Origin of the sequence: Maridesulfovibrio salexigens DSM 2638 (assembly GCF_000023445.1) — a bacterium.
In the GTDB taxonomy this organism is placed as follows: Bacteria; Desulfobacterota; Desulfovibrionia; order Desulfovibrionales; family Desulfovibrionaceae; genus Maridesulfovibrio; species Maridesulfovibrio salexigens.
The window spans coordinates 1,752,196-1,768,964 of record NC_012881.1 but is presented as its reverse complement, the minus strand read 5'-3'; the positions used below and the strand labels follow the sequence as shown (position 1 = coordinate 1,768,964).

Annotated in this window: 15 protein-coding genes and 1 pseudogene; 6 read left to right on the top strand and 10 right to left on the bottom strand. The window is 47.8% G+C overall.

The window, feature by feature from the left end; genetic code table 11:
* The first annotated feature begins 51 nt into the window (after positions 1-51).
* Positions 52-471: a nucleoside-diphosphate kinase gene (ndk, locus tag DESAL_RS08095; protein WP_015851494.1), complete on the top strand. Its 420-nt coding sequence runs from the start codon at positions 52-54 to the stop codon at positions 469-471.
* Position 472: 1 nt separating this feature from the next.
* Positions 473-1,276 carry a pyrroline-5-carboxylate reductase gene (gene proC / locus DESAL_RS08090; RefSeq protein WP_015851493.1) on the top strand — a complete coding sequence of 268 codons (804 nt, stop codon included), beginning with the start codon at positions 473-475 and terminating at the stop codon, positions 1,274-1,276.
* Between the two features lie 153 nt (positions 1,277-1,429).
* Here the strand turns inward: proC and DESAL_RS08085 are convergent, their stop codons facing one another.
* From DESAL_RS08085 to rsmA, 10 genes and pseudogenes are all read right to left on the bottom strand, one after another.
* On the bottom strand, positions 1,430-3,412 hold the full coding sequence (locus DESAL_RS08085) for a glycosyltransferase family 39 protein (RefSeq protein WP_015851492.1): 1,983 nt from the start codon (positions 3,410-3,412) through the stop codon (positions 1,430-1,432).
* Between the two features lie 165 nt (positions 3,413-3,577).
* Complete coding sequence (gene cbiB, locus DESAL_RS08080) at positions 3,578-4,537, bottom strand: adenosylcobinamide-phosphate synthase CbiB (protein ID WP_015851491.1); 960 nt, start codon at positions 4,535-4,537, stop codon at positions 3,578-3,580.
* Positions 4,538-4,822: 285 nt separating this feature from the next.
* Positions 4,823-6,580 carry an RNA polymerase sigma factor RpoD gene (gene rpoD / locus DESAL_RS08075; RefSeq protein ID WP_015851490.1) on the bottom strand — a complete coding sequence of 586 codons (1,758 nt, stop codon included), beginning with the start codon at positions 6,578-6,580 and terminating at the stop codon, positions 4,823-4,825.
* Positions 6,567-8,306, bottom strand: a complete 1,740-nt coding sequence (dnaG, locus tag DESAL_RS08070; protein ID WP_015851489.1) for a DNA primase — start codon at positions 8,304-8,306, stop codon at positions 6,567-6,569. Before dnaG ends, rpoD begins: the two co-directional genes overlap by 14 nt.
* Before the next feature lie 99 nt (positions 8,307-8,405).
* On the bottom strand, positions 8,406-10,715 hold the full coding sequence (locus DESAL_RS08065) for an endonuclease MutS2 (RefSeq protein ID WP_015851488.1): 2,310 nt from the start codon (positions 10,713-10,715) through the stop codon (positions 8,406-8,408).
* Between the two features lie 127 nt (positions 10,716-10,842).
* Positions 10,843-11,289 carry a GatB/YqeY domain-containing protein gene (locus DESAL_RS08060; protein WP_015851487.1) on the bottom strand — a complete coding sequence of 149 codons (447 nt, stop codon included), beginning with the start codon at positions 11,287-11,289 and terminating at the stop codon, positions 10,843-10,845.
* Between the two features lie 3 nt (positions 11,290-11,292).
* Complete coding sequence (rpsU, locus tag DESAL_RS08055; RefSeq protein WP_015336888.1) at positions 11,293-11,493, bottom strand: 30S ribosomal protein S21; 201 nt, start codon at positions 11,491-11,493, stop codon at positions 11,293-11,295.
* Positions 11,494-11,650: 157 nt separating this feature from the next.
* On the bottom strand, positions 11,651-11,827 hold the full coding sequence (locus DESAL_RS20330; RefSeq protein ID WP_015851486.1) for a hypothetical protein: 177 nt from the start codon (positions 11,825-11,827) through the stop codon (positions 11,651-11,653).
* Between the two features lie 17 nt (positions 11,828-11,844).
* Positions 11,845-12,126: pseudogene (locus DESAL_RS08050) on the bottom strand (HU family DNA-binding protein); the annotation flags it as partial.
* A 241-nt stretch (positions 12,127-12,367) separates the two neighbouring features.
* Positions 12,368-13,156, bottom strand: coding sequence for a 16S rRNA (adenine(1518)-N(6)/adenine(1519)-N(6))-dimethyltransferase RsmA (gene rsmA / locus DESAL_RS08045; RefSeq protein ID WP_015851485.1), 789 nt, complete (start codon positions 13,154-13,156; stop codon positions 12,368-12,370).
* A gap of 149 nt (positions 13,157-13,305) precedes the next feature.
* On the opposite strand from rsmA, the gene DESAL_RS08040 reads away from it, so the two are divergent.
* The 4 genes from DESAL_RS08040 to mtnP all read left to right on the top strand — a co-directional run bounded on the left by DESAL_RS08040 (position 13,306) and on the right by mtnP (position 16,691).
* Positions 13,306-14,616, top strand: a complete 1,311-nt coding sequence (locus tag DESAL_RS08040) for an NCS2 family permease (protein WP_015851484.1) — start codon at positions 13,306-13,308, stop codon at positions 14,614-14,616.
* Positions 14,617-14,709: 93 nt separating this feature from the next.
* Positions 14,710-15,174 (top strand): hypothetical protein, encoded by a 465-nt coding sequence (locus DESAL_RS08035; protein ID WP_015851483.1) that lies wholly within the window; start codon positions 14,710-14,712, stop codon positions 15,172-15,174.
* Between the two features lie 157 nt (positions 15,175-15,331).
* Positions 15,332-15,844, top strand: coding sequence for an adenine phosphoribosyltransferase (locus tag DESAL_RS08030; protein ID WP_015851482.1), 513 nt, complete (start codon positions 15,332-15,334; stop codon positions 15,842-15,844).
* 100 nt (positions 15,845-15,944) lie between these two features.
* Complete coding sequence (gene mtnP / locus DESAL_RS08025) at positions 15,945-16,691, top strand: S-methyl-5'-thioadenosine phosphorylase (RefSeq protein WP_015851481.1); 747 nt, start codon at positions 15,945-15,947, stop codon at positions 16,689-16,691.
* The last annotated feature ends 78 nt before the right edge of the window (positions 16,692-16,769 follow it).

The window sequence follows — 16,769 nt, the reverse complement described above, 5'->3', positions numbered from 1 at the left end:
CTGAGTAATGCGAAAATCCGCAAAAAAGAATACACTTGGAGGACTTAAACAATGAGCGAACTTACTTTTTCCATCATCAAGCCTGATGCAGTTAAAGCCGGCAAAATCGGCGACATCATGAAAATGATCTCTGACGCTGGTCTGAAAATCAAGGCTACCAAGATGATCCACATGACTCAGGCTCAGGCTGAAGGTTTCTACGCTGTTCACAAAGAGCGTCCTTTCTTCGGCGAGCTGGTTGAGTTCATGATTTCCGGCCCCTGCGTTGTTTCCGTTCTTGAAGGCGAAGACGCCATCAAACGTTACCGTGATCTCATGGGTGCCACTAACCCCAATGAAGCAGCAGAAGGTACCATCCGCAAGGCTTTCGGTGCTGGAATCGAAGCTAACGCATGCCACGGCTCCGATGCACCCGAAACCGCAGCTATCGAAGTACCCTACTTCTTCAGCAACCTCGAAATGGTAAACTAATATGACTAAAAAAGTTGGATTTATCGGCACAGGCAACATGGGCGCCGCCATAATCAGAGGAATGGCTGGCGATGACAGCATCAACCTGCTTGGTTCCGACCTGAACAAAACGGCACTGAATGCCCTTGCCGAAGAAACCGGGCTCATTCAATGTGAGACTCCCCGCGATCTAGCCAAGGAATCCGACTTCATCGTGCTGGCGGTCAAACCACAGCACGCTCCCGCAGTTCTGGAAGATATTGCACCTGAACTCACCGAGTCCAAATGCATTATTTCCATTGCAGCAGGCCTGACTGTACAAAAACTGAAGGACTTCTGCGAAAACCGCTGCCCTGTTGTCCGGGTAATGCCCAACACTCCCGCACTGGTAAATGCGGGTGTGTTTGCAGTATGCCTTGACGACAACCACCTTAGCGATGAACAGGCAAACTTCACCCGCGAAATGTTCACCCCTCTCGGTGATGTTTACGCGCTGGCAGAAAGCCAGTTTGATGCATTTACCGGGGTGATCGGGTCCGGTCCCGCTTATGTCTTCTACTTCATCGAAGCCATGGTCGAATCCGCCGTTGAACTTGGATTGCCCCGCGAACAGGCAACATCCATGGTCAACAAGCTGTTTGAAGGCTCCACCAAGCTGGCTCAGGAAAGCAAATTCCACGTCAGCCAGCTTCGTGAAATGGTAACCTCCCCCGGAGGAACTACCGTTAAAGCCCTCATCCATCTGGACCGTACTGCCACCCGCGCCAATATTATTGATGCGGTGCGTCAGAGCTATGAGCGGAGTGTTGAACTCGGGAAAAAATAAGAATGCCTCCGGCGGATCTCTGAGGACTTAAACCTTTTTTAAAAAAGTGTTTAAGAATCCAAAAAACTATTAGTAGTTTAAAATTGGAGTAGCTTCGAAAGGCGTACATATTGAATTAAAATGGCGGCTTGATTTTCAAGTCGCCATTTTCTTTTACACAAAATAAGTCAGGTAGATTGTCGTTCCCCAGACAGTTAGAAAACCGCACAGCGCCGACTTAATATAGATATTATCCAGCAATGGTTTAATGCCTGTCATGGCGAGAATGCCATAACACGGCAACAGGCCGAGAGTGTAGCTTGCCTTTGCTGTGCTGTAGATGGGTAAATTGAGATAAAGATACGCTTCGGCAGTAAAGTAGACCACGATGCACGCTGCAAGAAACATATTTCCATTAAAAACAGACCGTACAGGCTTAGAAAATGTTCTCCCTATCCCAGCCAGAATCATAATTGAAGGGACTAAAGCCAACAATGCGGTCGCCATCATCAACTGATCATCCCACTGCGGTCTGCTAGTAAATTTACTCATTCCACTAAGATTGGCATCCAACCAGAGGGTAGAATAAAGTCCGTCCCAGATCCCATTAACTGTCGAGTAAACGGGCTTGATGACAGCACTTCCGAAACTGGTGAAATGCTCCCAGATACGATAGCCGTGATCCTGCCACCAGCTTATCTCACGAATCTTATCCCAGCCGCCGACAAACGGTTTACCGTAACTGAGCCAATTCCGCAGATAATACCAACCGCCGATCACTGAGGTTGTTATCAAAGTCAGAAGAACTCCCCTGATACAGCTGAGTTTTTCATTTGAGGAATCACTTTTCGCTGCCATTAGCGGCAAAAGAACAAAAAAGAGGACCAGTGGTATTAAAAGCGTACAGGTCGCTTTGCTCAAAATGGCCAAGCCGAGATAAAAACCAAATAGAGTAAAATCCTTTAGATTTCGTCTGTCACGCTCTTTAAGGATGGTCAGACACATCAGGATGGTCAGTGCGGAAAAGACAGCCGCAAGAGGCTCATTTCCCCAGAACTGGCCCATCGCAAAATTCATAGGCAGGAATCCGCCGATCAACGTTGCCCCGATCTGAGCGGAACAGTTTTTATCAAAAGCCTTAACAGCACATCTGTAGCAGATTTCAATCAGGATCGCGCCACAGGCCAGCGGAATAAGGCGCAACCAATAAAGAGCACTTTCAACGTCCATGATCAGGAGCAAAAATTTATAAAATACGGCGGAAATAATGTAGTAAAGCGGAGGCTGAAACATCTGCCACCCTTCTAGCGGACTGGGCAGCCTATAGTTCTCCGCAACGTACTCAATATATTTGAAATGCCCGACTGAATCCATACCAAGCTTAAGCGGTAGATCATGAAAATTATTAAACGCCATGACCGCCCATAATCCGAGAAGAAAAAACCTGAATTGTGCGGGAGAAAAATCAAAGCTGCGAACGAATGCAGGCCCCCTGCCGCTCTCGCGCATCCAGACAAAACCTGCCCCGAGCAAAAACAAAGGCAACATTAGAGGCAAAGATGCCAACAAAGCTTGATCTGACCGTTCAAAACCGTTGGCGATTTGCAGCCTGCCCGGTTTCGCAACATCTGCGGCTGGATTCCAGACAAAATCATCGCGACTGGCTTCCCAGCCATCAGGAGTAGAGAGATTTAAAGCCGCAGAACCGGAATATTCTGCCCACAGCAACAAAGCCGGATGTGCATTTTCATTAATGACCGCAATTTTCAACTCATGTTTTCCAGCAGCAAGATCTGGCAGATCAAGTGCAATGCCTTCACGCCATTTTTGCATATTCCCATCAAATTTTCGCATAGGCATACCGTCCAGCCAGATACCGGCTCCGCGGAAAGCCTTCAGATGCAAACGAATATCCATACGATCTTTAAGATCGAATTTGCGGCGAAAAAGGGTCATTTCAGAACCATTATTACGGGCATTAAGTCGAAAAGGCAGGTCTAGCTTGATCCAGCGGGCTTTGGGATGCGCGGCCAGATAGGAATTATCAGGCTTCAAAAGAGATGAATTAAAGGCGTAAAAAGCAGCCCCGGCAAAAGCACAGATGGCCAAAACCAAAATCCCCAGCACAAAACGATTTCTATATGAATCCCGCAACATAAAAGGCTCCATTTTTGTATTCTTTTATACGGTTTAGAACCATTTGTGTAGGGTAAAAATCAAGAAGATATGGAGTCGGAAGTTTATAAGAACTATGAGATCAAATAAAAAACCGGAACCCCATACGGGATTCCGGTTCAAAGTCAGCTTAAAGCCGATTGATTTTTAGTGAACTGCGCCGGAAGCCCAGACCATTACAAAGTAAATGTCGAGCAGAACAGCGGAGAAGATTGCGGTGGTCATTACCAGAGCACCGAGTCTCTTCAATTTCAGAGAAGTCCATTCACCACCTTCAGGGCCGATAACGGGCTTTTCTTTTTCTTCACCGAAGTATACAGCCTTGCCGCCCATGGAAGCACCAAGCAGCCATGCAGCGGGAGCCATGGACCAACCAGCGTTGGGGCTTTCGGTCTTATTAGCATCTTCGATGAGATTATCGTAAGCGGATTCCCAATCAAGCTTCATAATACGGCCTGCTGCCAGCATCATGAAACCGGTGATGCGTGCAGGAATGAAAGCCAGTACATCGTCAGCCTTGGCTGCGTAGTAACCGAATTCCTTGAATTCTTCATTCTTGTAGCCCCACATGGAATCCATGGTGGAGATGGTTTTGTAAACCCACATGCCGGCAGGACCGGTAACTACGAGGTAGAAGAAGGGAGCAACGAAACCGTCATTCAGGTTTTCGCTGGTGGATTCAGCAAGAGCCTTACGAAGACCATTTTCATCCAGTTCGGATACATCACGACTTACCAGTTCAGCAATTGCTTTACGGGCATCTTCGATTCTGCCGCTATCCAGCATTGCTGCTGCATTTTTGTGCTCACTGAGCAGGGAGCCAAGAGCAAGACCTGCGTAAGCAAGATAAAGCGCGATCAGTACGCCAACGAAGGGGATTGCCAGAAAAATCTTGAGTACACTCCAGACCACTATAGCGAAAACCAGTACACCTACACCGCCCATAATTTTACGGGACATGCCGGTGGAGAAAACCCAGTTTTTGTACTTGTCGAGAGCCATACCGATATAGCGCACGGGATGGGGGAACCACTTGGGATCTCCTAAAACGAGATCAAGGACAAGTGCAATAACAGGTACAAGAAACAAAACAGTAGAATTGTCCATCAGATATTTATCCTCAAATCTTAAAGCGTTTGGCCGGGATAATCAGTGCGGCACACTTAAAATAAATTCGTACTTAGTTTAAGCGAATTCATATCCATGAATTTAATAAGCCTGACACTAAAATCGGCACACAGGGACAGCCGGAGCCGGAACCTCACTATTCCTACCTCGCGTAAAGGTAAATAAATGCCCCGCATCTGATCCTTCCCACAGAATCAGAGGCTTGCTGTCTCTCCATCATATAAAAAAGCGGCACGGACAACAATCCGTACCGCTCTCTTATTTTTAATTTTCGTAGTAAGAACGCAGTAATGCGCTGCGAACAGGATGACGCAGCTTTCTTAAGGCTTTTGCCTCAATCTGCCTGATACGCTCACGGGTTACGTTGAAAAGCTTACCAACCTCTTCAAGAGTATGATCGGACTTTTCGCCGATACCGAAACGCTTACGCAGAACCTGCTCCTCACGAGGAGTAAGATCGGAAAGAACGGTCGCAATCTGCTCGCCCAGTTTGGTGCTGACCACCTCTTCGGCAGGCGCTGCGGCCTTCTTATCTTCAATAAAATCGCCGAGACTCGAATCCTCTTCATCACCGATAGGTGTTTCAAGGGAAATGGGTTCCTTGGCAATCTTGAGTACTTTTTTAACTTTTTCCAGCGGATAATCCATACGCTCAGCGATTTCTTCCGGAGAAGGATCACGGCCCAGTTCCTGTACAAGGTAACGGGAAGTACGGATCAGCTTGTTAATGGTCTCAATCATATGAACCGGAATACGGATGGTACGGGCCTGGTCCGCAATTGCGCGGGTGATGGCCTGTCTGATCCACCAGGTTGCATAAGTGGAGAACTTGTAACCACGCTGGTATTCGAACTTATCTACCGCCTTCATCAGACCGATGTTACCTTCCTGAATCAGGTCAAGGAACTGCAGCCCGCGGTTAGTGTACTTCTTGGCAATAGAGACAACGAGACGCAGGTTGGCGCGAATAAGCTCCTGCTTAGCACGCATTGCACTGCGGTTGCCGTGCTTGATACGCCAGAGTACTTCTTCAAGCTCATGCACATTGTGGCAACATTTATCCTGTAGACGAACCAGAATTTCCATCTTACCGGAAATCATTTCTTTAAATGAGAAAAGCTCATCCACTGTCATGCCGAGTTCATCAGAAGCGGCAACAGGATTAATTTCACGATCATCAATCTGCTTGAACAGATCTTTAATCTCCTGCTGGGTTTTACCAGTGGAGAGAATATACGCGGAAAGGTCACGCTGGCAGTTATGCATCTGCCTTACGTAGTCACCCACGGTTTCAATAATCTGGTCGATGAGAGTCTTCTCGATTTTAATATCACGAAGTCTTTCAACGATTTCAGTCTTATAATTTACAATCTCGTTCTGCTGTTTGGCGACCTTCTTTTCGAGGGTGGCGCAATCATCGAGCTTGTAATAAAGGTCTCTTTTTTTGTCGTAAAGCTTCTTAACTTCGTCCAGCAGAAAGATAACACGCTGACGCTGGTTCATCTCATCTTCACTGGGGTCGTCTTCCTCAATGGTTTTAACGACGTCCTTCAGCTTGATGCGTGATTCGTCAAGGTCTTCACCGACGCTGATGAGTTCTTCGATTGCAACCGGTATTTCAACCAGTGCATAAAGAACGTCCATCTCGCCGTTTTCAATTTTCTTTGCGATGACAACCTCGCCCTCACGGTCCAGAAGACCTACCGCACCCATTTCACGCAGATACATGCGCACGGGATCGGTGGAACGGGAAACGTAATCTACGCTTTCCTCTTCGCTTTCAGTGAGATCAATGTCATCATCATTATCCACCCCGGCATCCATAATCTTTTTGCCGTCTTCGGGTGTGTTGACGATTGCAATATTCAACTGGTCGAAAATCTTGATTACATCATCAAGCTGATCAGACTTGTTGAACTCGGCAGGCAGAGCCTTACCCAGCTGTTCAAAGGTCAGAAATCCCTGTTTCTTACCTTCGGAAATCAGAGTTTTAATCGCCTGAATATCCTTAATGTTGCTCATCATCCCTCCATACAGAGTCGTTCAGGACTTTGAGGTACGCGTTTACGCGTTCGGTATCGCCTTGAGCCTGAGCACGGCGCAAAGCATCGGTGAGCTTTTTACGGCCCATATCGTACCGCCGCCGGGCAATTACCCTACAGACATGTCGCCATTCATCTTCCAGATCTTCACCGGAGAGAGCTTCCTCCATCCGACAACCGGCATAGAATCTTTTTTCAGAATCATCGAGTAACGGGATGATGTCCTGCCCGCTGTGAGCCGCAATTTTAGACCACAGTGTTTTGCCCCAGTGCGAGGTCAGGACCTGAGCTACTCCCCTTTCCGATAATTCGACGACATATTCTGGATGTTTTACCGCATACCTCAAGAAATATTTATCATCTTTAACCTGTGCACCCACCGGAGTCGCAGCGCGGGGTTGATCCCTCTGAACCGTATTCTGCTGCTGCGGGACCGGGGCATTGAGAGCACCGGAAAAAACCGACCTTAATTCCGCTTCTGCCACTCCAAGGCCGCTGGCGACCTTTGGCAGATAAAACGCACGCAAGGACGCACTGGTCATCCTCTTCAGGAATCCCTGCGCCCAATCCATAACTTCACGGGGTGAATACCCCTTCTGCAAGGTTTCCAGACTGAATTCCAGACCGTCACGGGCCTTGTCCAGAAACACTTGAAATCCTTCCGCCCCACGAGACTGAAGGATGCTATCCACGTCCTCCCCGTCGGGAAGAACAACTACACCGCAGGAAACACCCTGCGTAAGAATCATTTCCGTACTGCGCAAAGCCGCTTTGAGCCCGGCAGCATCCCCGTCAAAAACGAGATCAATTTTCGAACAGAATCCGGAAAGGCGTTTAACCTGATCCGGAGTCAGTGCCGTCCCCAACACCCCGCATGAATTTGTATATCCGAACTGATGCAAAGAAATTACATCCATGTACCCTTCGGTCAGCAGGGCCCGCTTGGTCCGGGCAATAGAGTTCCGAGCCGTTGAAAGGCCGTACAGGTGCTCCCCTTTCTTATAAATAGGGGTATCACTGCTGTTTAAATACTTCGGTTCTCCATTTGTAATTATTCTTCCGCCAAAAGCAATAACCCTTCCCGATAAATTTGTGATGGGAAAGATCAGCCTTGCACGAAAACGATCATAAGTGCGCCCCTTGGCATTTTGGGAAAGAAGTCCGGCTTTGACTCCCTGTTCGGCTGTATAACCTTTGGAAACCAAATACTTTTCCAATCCCTGCCAATCATCGGTACTGCACCCCAGACCGAAAGATTCGATAACAGAGGTATCCATGCCTCTGCCTTCGATATATTTTCGGGCTTCACGCCCTTCAGGAAGCTTGAGCATGCGGCTGAAATACTTAGCTGCATGCTCATGCATATCCATGAAAATTTTGCGTTCAGAACTTCTCTTGGCTGCCTGAGGATCAACTTTCCCCGGAGTAAGCTCCACCCCGGCTTCTGCTGCAAGCTGCTCAAGTGCATCCTTGAATTCCACTCCATTAATATGGGAGTAAAAATCAAAAATATCCCCCGAAGCCTGACATCCGAAACAATAGAAAAAACCCTCCTCTCCATTCACACTGAAAGAAGCAGTCTTTTCATTATGGAAAGGACAAAGTCCCATCCAGCGGCCGGACACAGGTTTCAGTTCTACATACCTGCGCACGATATCGACTATGTCAAGGCGTTCTTTGATGGCCTCTATGGCAGCTCTATCCAAAGAATCCTCCGTAACATCATCGAAAAAGTTCGAAGCGGTTGAAATAATGCACAATCATTGCAGCCTGAACATCCATAGCACGGCCTGCAATAATTTGCACTAAACTAATTCAACCTCGGTCATGCCGTCGCCGCCCCGGTCTTCCGGAGCAAGGCTGTACCCAGCAACAGCCGGATTGTCGTCCAGAAAAATATGCACTTCACGACGCAAAGCCCCGGTTCCGCGACCATGAACAATCTCAAGCTCAGTAGCCCCACGCAGCAGTGCCTGATCAAAGAAACGGTCCAGCTCACTTATAGCCACATCTGCACGCTTACCGCGCAGGTCGATCTTAAGGGTCATTTCACCCTTGGGAGCTTTCTTGTCCGCTTTTTCAGTAACCTGACGCACTTTTTCCTGAACAGCCTTTTTGCCGACAGGACCAAGCTGGTCTGCGGGAATCCACATGGCTACGCCATCCATATCAACCTTCACCCGCTTCTTGCGTTCATCTTTTTCAATGACCACACCCTTGCGGTTCCAGCTGATATTCAGAATCGGCTTACCGACCTTGATATCATCAAAGGAAAACGGCTTTACATCAGATTTCGGCTTTTCATCGCCGCCAATTGTAGAGCGCGCTTCAGAAAGTTTTTTAAGAGCCTGTTTGCGGCCAATCTTGCCGTCCTGCCATTCTTTAAGAACGCTCTGAGCCTGCTTTTTAACATCAGCAAGCACAGTAAGACGTTCCCGCTCGAATTTTTCTTCAAGCTTGGCACGCTTGGACTCCAGCTTGGCTTTGATGCGATCCATTTCTTCAAGCTCTTTCTCACGGCTTACCGCAAGCTCATTGAGCCTATTCATAACTGAACCGGAATCAGAACCTTCCATGAGCAGGTACTGCTCAGCCTTTGCAAGCAAGGACTCTGGGAATCCGTGCTCTCTTGCTACATCGAGCGCAATGGAAGCCCCGACCTGATCATAGGCAAGGGAGAAGAGAGGCTTCTTGGTAGAAGGATCAAACAGCACACTGGCCGCACGAACTCCTTCGGTCACCAGAGCGTATGTCTTAAGTGCCGGAAAGTGAGTAGCAGCAAAACAGGTCACACCATTTTCAAGCAGCCCGTCCACCACAGCCTGTGCCAGAGCAGCACCCTGAGCCGGATCAGTACCGGAACCGAATTCATCAAGAATGAAGAGGGTTGAGGAATCCATAGAATCCCAAATGCGGCTGATGGACTGAATCTGAGCAGAAAAAGTACTTACGTTTTCTTCAAGAGACTGCTCGTCACCCATGATAACGAAGATTTCCTTAAATAATGGAAGTACGGACCCTTTTTCCACCGGAACGGGAATTCCGCTGAAAGCCATAGCTGAAAGTAAACCGACAGTCTTGAGGCAGACAGTTTTACCCCCGGCGTTACCGCCACTGACAATAAGAACTTTCTGATCAGTAGGCAGTTCAATATTGAGCGGGTTTACTCCGCCTACTGCAGAAGCAAGCAGAGGATGGCGCGCACCGCGGAGATCAAAGCCGGCTCCGGACTGTACGTCAACGGCTACAGCTTTAACGGCATCCGCAAAATTTATCTTAGCCTGCAAAACATCATATTCAACCAGAAAACCGTAAGCAGCCTCGCACTGATCATATTCCGAACGGACCAGTCCGGTCAGGTAAGTCAGAATCTTGAGTTCTTCAGTCCTTTCCTGTTGCTTGAGTTCCTGCATTGAGTTGTTGAGTTCCACGAGGAACATGGGCTCAAAATAACAGGTCTCACCGGTATTGGAATAGTCGTGAACGATCCCTTGCAAACGGCCTTTGAAATTTGTCTTGAGTGGCAGAACATAGCGGTCGTTGGTGATGGTCATGAAATCATCCTGCAGAAAACGGGAAATATCTTCGCCGTGGATGAAATCACGTACTTTTTTAGAACAACGCTGATGCAGGGAACGAATGGACTGGCGTATATCGTAAAGTTCCGGGGAACTTTCATCTTTGATATTGCCGTCCTGATCAAGGCAGCGCTTGAGGCCGGAAAAAGTTTTTTCGGGCCAGCTTACACCTTCAAGAAATTCGAGAATAGTATCCCACTCACGCTTCTCTGCAATCTCAAGAGCTTCCTTGAGGGTACGGGCCTGACCAAGAGTCTGGACCAGCGCATACAGAGCATCAGCATCAAGCACGTTGTTCGGCTTGACCAGATACTGGAAAAGTCCTTCCAGCGGGGGGAAAGTGCCGAGCCTGAATCCCGTTTCTTTTACGAAATTCTGACCCTGCCTGAAAAATTGGGCTGTGGAATTAATGGAACCGGCATCGTCCATGGGAGACAGAGCAAGACAAGCCTCTGCACCGGATGTGGAAACACAATGGCCGGAAAGAACATTAAGAACTTTCGGAAATTCAAGTAACTGGAGAGATCTTGGCTCCATGGGATTCCAATATAGAAAAGTGTTAGATAACGCATCCCGAATGAAACGGGACACCAATACAGAAAAAACGGCAAACAGCCCCGGAGAAACTCCGGGGCCTGCCGTTAAAATTCAGCTTAAGCTGATGTCAGGAGAGACGGGCGCGAACGAGGCCGCTAACGACCTTTCCGTCAACCTGTCCTTTATAGGCTTCAGTGATGGCTTTCATCACTTTACCCATATCCTGCATGGACGATGCGCCAAGATCGGCAATCGCTTTATCAATAGCAGCAGCAACTTCTTCTTCAGAAAGCTGCTCCGGCATGTAGCCGGACAGGGCTTCGACTTCAACAGCCTCAATTTCGGCCAGCTCGGGACGTCCTGCAGCATTATACTGCTCAATGGAATCCTTGCGCTGCTTGATCTGTTTTGCAACAAGATCAAGTACTTCGTCGTCTGAAAGAGTCTCCCCTTTCAGTTCAACAATGCGATTCTTGATGGCAGTTTTGAGGTGTCTCAGAACCGCCTTCTTTACATCATCCTTGGCCTTAAAGGCCGCAATGTAGTCTTTATCAATCTGCTCAATGAGACTCATATACTAACCCATTGACATTTTGCGCATTTTTTTGATGAGCCTTTTGCGGGCAGCAGCTTTTTTCTTCTTACGCTGTACGCTGGGCTTTTCATAGTGCTGACGCTTTTTGAGTTCGGAAAGAACTCCAGCTTTTTCAACCTGCTTCTTGAAGCGGCGAAGAGCTATTTCAAAGTTATCAGAATCTTCGAGATATACACCGGGCAATCAAATCACCCCCCTGAATTAATCTCGCACATAAAAATGTGCGGAAGAGATTTTTATTAACCTTAAATATTGCATGGAGTCAAGGGCAATCCCCAAAAAAAATGTTCAGCACCCGCATACGCAGATGCTGAACAAAAATTGTCACTCAAAAGTGATACTAGTGAGCGGCGGTGTCGTTTTTGGAATCCATCCATGCTTTAACAGCACAGTAGGCCATTCCGGCACCAAGAATACCGATCACAATGTAGAGGACGCCGAAGAAAATAAAGTGGTCAGGCATCCACCAAGGAAGATCCATAGGAAGAGGACTCTGAACAGTTTCACCATGCAACATAATTAAATCTCCTTAAACTACTTTACAGCGTCTTTCAGAAGCTTACCGGGGCGGAATTTTACAACCTTGCAAGCGGGAATCTTGATTTCTTCACCGGTGCGGGGGTTGCGACCTACACGCTCTTTTCTTTCGTCAACCTGGAAAGTACCGAAACCTGTAAGGGTCAGTTTTCCTTCGTTAACGAGGGTTTCTTCTACTGTATCCAGAAAGTAGTTCAGGCAACGTTCTGCATCAGCTTTGGTCATTCCTGCTTTCTCAGCAATCTTAACAACGAGTTCAGCCTTAGTCATCAGTCCTTCCTCCTTGAAACGGGAAAATGATTATTGCGGCACGTTATCGCACCTGCCATTAACCTCGCCCTCCGGCGAGAGTTGGGTTCATTAAAAAAACTGCCGAGCATCCCCGCCCGACAATTTGTTTTGCTACCACTCAAAACCGTTTAAAACAAGCCCCCTACCCCGTATTTCGTTCAAAAAAATAGCGGGGGTGCCTGAACAAACGACCCTGATGAAAATCTAAAACAAAATTTTCGCCAACAAGTCAAGAGGGAAAATCGTTTTTAACGCTTTTATAAAGGCTCTGGAATTGCAGTGGTGACAAGGCTTCCGGCCGATCCGTAAGCGAAACTCCCTCCTTTTCAGCCCACTGAATAACCGCATCAGAAATGAATGATTTCAATATCTTACCCAATTGTTTGCGTCTATATTGAAAACAGTATTTTACCAGCTTCGCAAGCCCCTCAATATCACTGGGTTTTTCTTCTTCAGGAAGTGGAAAAAATTTTATTACTGCGGAGTCGACCTTCGGTTTCGGCTTAAAAACAGTCGGCGGCACTTTGAAAAGATAATCTGTCCGACAGAAACTTTGAATCCAGACACTGATCGCACCATACTTTTTCGACCCCGGCCCGGAAGTAACCCGCTGGGCAACTTCATGCTGAACCATGAAAACACAAGTGGCATTACACTGAGCCGCAATATCCCACATAATTTTAGAAGCTACGTTGTAGGGCAGGTTTCCCACAATCTTCCAATTCCTGTCGGGATCAAGACCAGCCCAATCAAATTTAAGGGCATCCTCCAGCTCTACGCGGGCTTCCGGATATTCAGCTTCAAGAGCCGGAGCAAGATCGCGATCCTTTTCAACCAGCGTAAGGCTCTCCGGTCCTGCTTCAAGAATAAATTTTGTCAAAGCCCCCTGACCGGGCCCGATTTCAATGATTGAATCGTTTTCCGTAATCTTAAGACTGTCTACAATCTTGCGCGCTATATTGGCATCTTGCAGAAAGTTCTGCCCGAGGCTTTTTTTAGCTCTGTGTCTTGTTTGCACAAAAACTCCACTTTAAAAATATATTAAAAAATCAACTTTAACTTCCATGATACTTACTAGGCAAGTTCAAGGTTGCCCGTCAAATGTATATATGTAAGGCTATTGCCGCATATTTTCCTGATATGCAAATACCACCTCAGGAGATACACATGAGTTCTTTTCTGGACAACTATTTTGAAATCACCGAACGCGGCTCCACTGTCAGCCGTGAGATTATAGCCGGGATGACTACATTCGCCACGATGGCGTACATAATCATCGTCAATCCTAAAATCCTCGAAGCTGCGGGCATTCCTTTCGGCCCCAGCATGGTCGCTACGATCATAAGTGCGGTATTTGGTACAATGGCCATGGGCCTCTATGCCAAACGCCCCTTTGCCGTGGCTCCATACATGGGCGAAAACGCCTTCATCGCATTTACCGTAGTGAAGGTAATGGGCCATACATGGCAAACCGCACTGGGCGCAATCTTTTTCGGCGGTGTACTTTTTATTCTTTTCACAGTGACCGGAATCCGCTCATGGCTAATCCGAGCTATTCCCAAGAACCTTAAAAACGCCTTCGTAGCCGGGATCGGTCTTTTTCTGGCTTTTATCGGCCTTAATACCACCGGAATCGTTTCTGTAGGCGTTCCGGGAGCCCCGGTTCATCTTGGCGATATGAGCAGCGCACCGGTCCTGCTGGCTATCGGCTGTTTTTTTCTGACAGCAATCCTCATGGCCCGCAATGTTAACGGTGCCCTGATTATCGGAATTCTGGTCACTTCCGCAGCTGCCATGTTCTTGGGCATTGCTCCCATGCCGGAGCAAGTCTTCAGCACCCCGCCTTCTCTTGAGCCCATACTTTTCAAGCTGGACATACTGGGAGCACTTAACTGGGGTTTCATCTCCGTAATCCTGACCGTCTTCATTCTCGACTTTCTCGATACCATGGGAACTCTCTACGCTGTATCTCACAGAGCCGGACTGCTGGATGAAAACGGTGATCTGCCCCAGATTGAACGTCCGCTTCTGGTTGATGCGGTTACAACTCTTTTCGCTTCACTGCTTGGAACAACAACTACTGGTGTTTTTGTTGAATCTGCCACAGGTATCGAAGCGGGAGGCCGTACAGGGCTGACAGCAGTAACAACCGCCCTTCTATTCCTCGCCGCCCTGTTTCTCGCTCCGCTGCTGACAATGATCCCGGCCTGTGCATACGGCCCCAGCCTGATTGTTGTAGGGATGCTTATGCTGGCCCCTTGCAAGGAACTCGAGCTTACCGACATAAGTGAATTGGTCCCGGCCTTTCTGGTAATCACCCTAATGAGCTTTACCTACAACCTCGGTATCGGCATGACTGCCGGGTTTATCGCTTATCCGCTTATGAAAGCTGTTACCGGAAGACTTTCCGAAGTATCGCCGGGCTTGTGGATTCTTTGCGCGCTTTCCGCTGTATTCTTCCTCACATGCCCACATTAAAATAAAAATAAACAAAAGACCCTAAAGAAACATAAAAGCCCGCCGATATGGAAGTCGTATCAAGAATACAACTCTAAAAAAGAGGATATAAATATGAGTTTCGACTTTCGTATCGGCGGTGACCCACAACAGACATACGCTACGTCAACTGCCAAAAATACTGCGGCAGAGGAAACTGAAATCCAATCAACCAGACTGACCATGGGTAAAAGTGCTGACGGAGACACCGTTTCTATTTCGCAGGCAGGCCAAGACAAACTTGCTGCCATGACCTCCATGAAATCTTCTTCTGAAGCAACAGAAGAAAGCTCTGAAAGCAGCAACTCCATTGATGATCAGATTGAGCGCGTCAAGAAACAGATCGAAAAGGTCAAGGAAGAGATAGAAAAGCTGCAAAAGGATCCGGAGAAAAACAAGGATCAAATCGCTGCCAAGCAAAACGAATTGATGCAGCTGCAAGGCCAGCTGGTTGAACTGCAGGATCAGAAATCACAGGCTTCCGGCACTAACGCTTCCGGCGGCACCAGAGCTGAAGGAATGAGTAATTCTTTAACATAATCCACAATTATCTTTCAGAACATTAAAGCTGGTGTTGATCAATGTATTGATCGGTACCAGCTTTTTTTCGTCCCTAAGGCCCTATTTATCCACCTTTGACAACTGCACCGAAAGCATTTAAGCAAATTTTATCAAATAAATCCGATGGAGGAACTTCATGAATCTGAGGGATTATATCCGCGATATACCCGACTTTCCTAAAGAAGGTATCGTATACTTTGACATTACCCCGCTTCTGGCTGAGCCGAAAGCATTCCAATATACAATTGATCAGCTCGCTGAACGCTTTGCTGATTACAAAATAGACAAAATCGCAGCAGCAGAAGCCCGTGGTTTCATCTTCGGAGCCCCGCTGGCTACCAAGCTTGATATCGGCTTCGTGCCTATCCGCAAGCCCGGTAAACTGCCTTACGAGACCATTTCCGTAAGCTACGACCTCGAGTACGGAACAGATAACCTGAGCATGCACGTAGATGCAGTCGCAAAGGACGAAAATGTTCTGCTCATCGACGATGTTCTCGCTACCGGCGGAACAGCTGAAGGAATGGTAAAACTGGTTGAAAAAGCAGGCGGCAAGGTTTCCGGTATGGGATTTATCGCCGAGCTGACTTTCCTTGACGGAAAAAGCAAGCTGAGCGGCATCGATACCACCAGCCTCATCCAGCTTTAATCAGGATATTTCAAAACTCCTGCCCGGATCACGGATTATAAATCAGCGATCGAGGCAGGAGTTTTTTATTTTTCACCTTTGCAAACAAGGACAAGCAATCATGGCAGTAATCGGAATCATCGGCGGCAGCGGACTCGACAATCCTGACATTCTGAAAGACGCAAAGGACTCGGAAGTTTCTAACAAGTGGGGTTCCCCCAGCTCGCCTATCAAATCCGGAACCATTGCCGGAAAAGAAGTCCACATCATAGGCCGTCACGGACGCGAGCATACAATCCCCCCGACATACGTAAATAACCGCGCAAACATTCAAGCGCTTAAAGATCTAGGCTGCGACTGCATTCTTGCCACCACCGCAGTAGGATCATTGCGTGAAGAAATTGACCGCGGACACTTGGTCATCATCGATCAGTTCATTGATTTCACCCGCAAGCGTGAACTTACATTTTTTGAAAGCTTTGAACCGCACGCCCCGGCCCATACTCCCATGGCTGAACCTTTTGATGCCGACCTGCGTGCTAAAATGACCGCAGCTTGCAAAGAACTCGGCGTTACCGTTCACGACAAAGGAACAGTAGTCACCATCGAAGGACCGCGCTTTTCCACCCGCGCAGAATCGCACATGTTCCGCGCATGGGGTGCAGACATTATCAATATGTCTACTGCTCCTGAAGCAATCCTTGCCAACGAAGCAGGTATTCCCTACGCCGCGGTTGCTATGTCCACCGACTACGACTGCTGGAAAACCGACGAAGCACCCGTCACATGGGATGATATTCTGGCAATTTTCAAAGCAAATGCCGAGAACGTAACTTCCATGCTGATTAAGACTATTGAAAATATTTAGAAGATGCCTCCGGCGGGTCTACCGACGTTCCCTCCGGGGGCTTAAACCCTTTGAAAAGGGTTTGTTCCACTGTCGCTA

What these genes read in the sequence shown, in the direction of transcription:
- proC (WP_015851493.1), top strand. Translation starts at nt 473, where the DNA reads ATGACTAAAAAAGTTGGATTTATCGGCACAGGCAACATGGGCGCCGCC.
- DESAL_RS08085 (WP_015851492.1), bottom strand. Translation starts at nt 3,412, where the DNA reads ATGTTGCGGGATTCATATAGAAATCGTTTTGTGCTGGGGATTTTGGTT.
- DESAL_RS08030 (WP_015851482.1), top strand. Translation starts at nt 15,332, where the DNA reads ATGAATCTGAGGGATTATATCCGCGATATACCCGACTTTCCTAAAGAA.
- DESAL_RS08065 (WP_015851488.1), bottom strand. Translation starts at nt 10,715, where the DNA reads ATGGAGCCAAGATCTCTCCAGTTACTTGAATTTCCGAAAGTTCTTAAT.
- DESAL_RS08060 (WP_015851487.1), bottom strand. Translation starts at nt 11,289, where the DNA reads ATGAGTCTCATTGAGCAGATTGATAAAGACTACATTGCGGCCTTTAAG.
- rpoD (WP_015851490.1), bottom strand. Translation starts at nt 6,580, where the DNA reads ATGAGCAACATTAAGGATATTCAGGCGATTAAAACTCTGATTTCCGAA.
- DESAL_RS20330 (WP_015851486.1), bottom strand. Translation starts at nt 11,827, where the DNA reads ATGTTGCATGGTGAAACTGTTCAGAGTCCTCTTCCTATGGATCTTCCT.
- cbiB (WP_015851491.1), bottom strand. Translation starts at nt 4,537, where the DNA reads ATGGACAATTCTACTGTTTTGTTTCTTGTACCTGTTATTGCACTTGTC.
- DESAL_RS08035 (WP_015851483.1), top strand. Translation starts at nt 14,710, where the DNA reads ATGAGTTTCGACTTTCGTATCGGCGGTGACCCACAACAGACATACGCT.
- ndk (WP_015851494.1), top strand. Translation starts at nt 52, where the DNA reads ATGAGCGAACTTACTTTTTCCATCATCAAGCCTGATGCAGTTAAAGCC.
- mtnP (WP_015851481.1), top strand. Translation starts at nt 15,945, where the DNA reads ATGGCAGTAATCGGAATCATCGGCGGCAGCGGACTCGACAATCCTGAC.
- DESAL_RS08040 (WP_015851484.1), top strand. Translation starts at nt 13,306, where the DNA reads ATGAGTTCTTTTCTGGACAACTATTTTGAAATCACCGAACGCGGCTCC.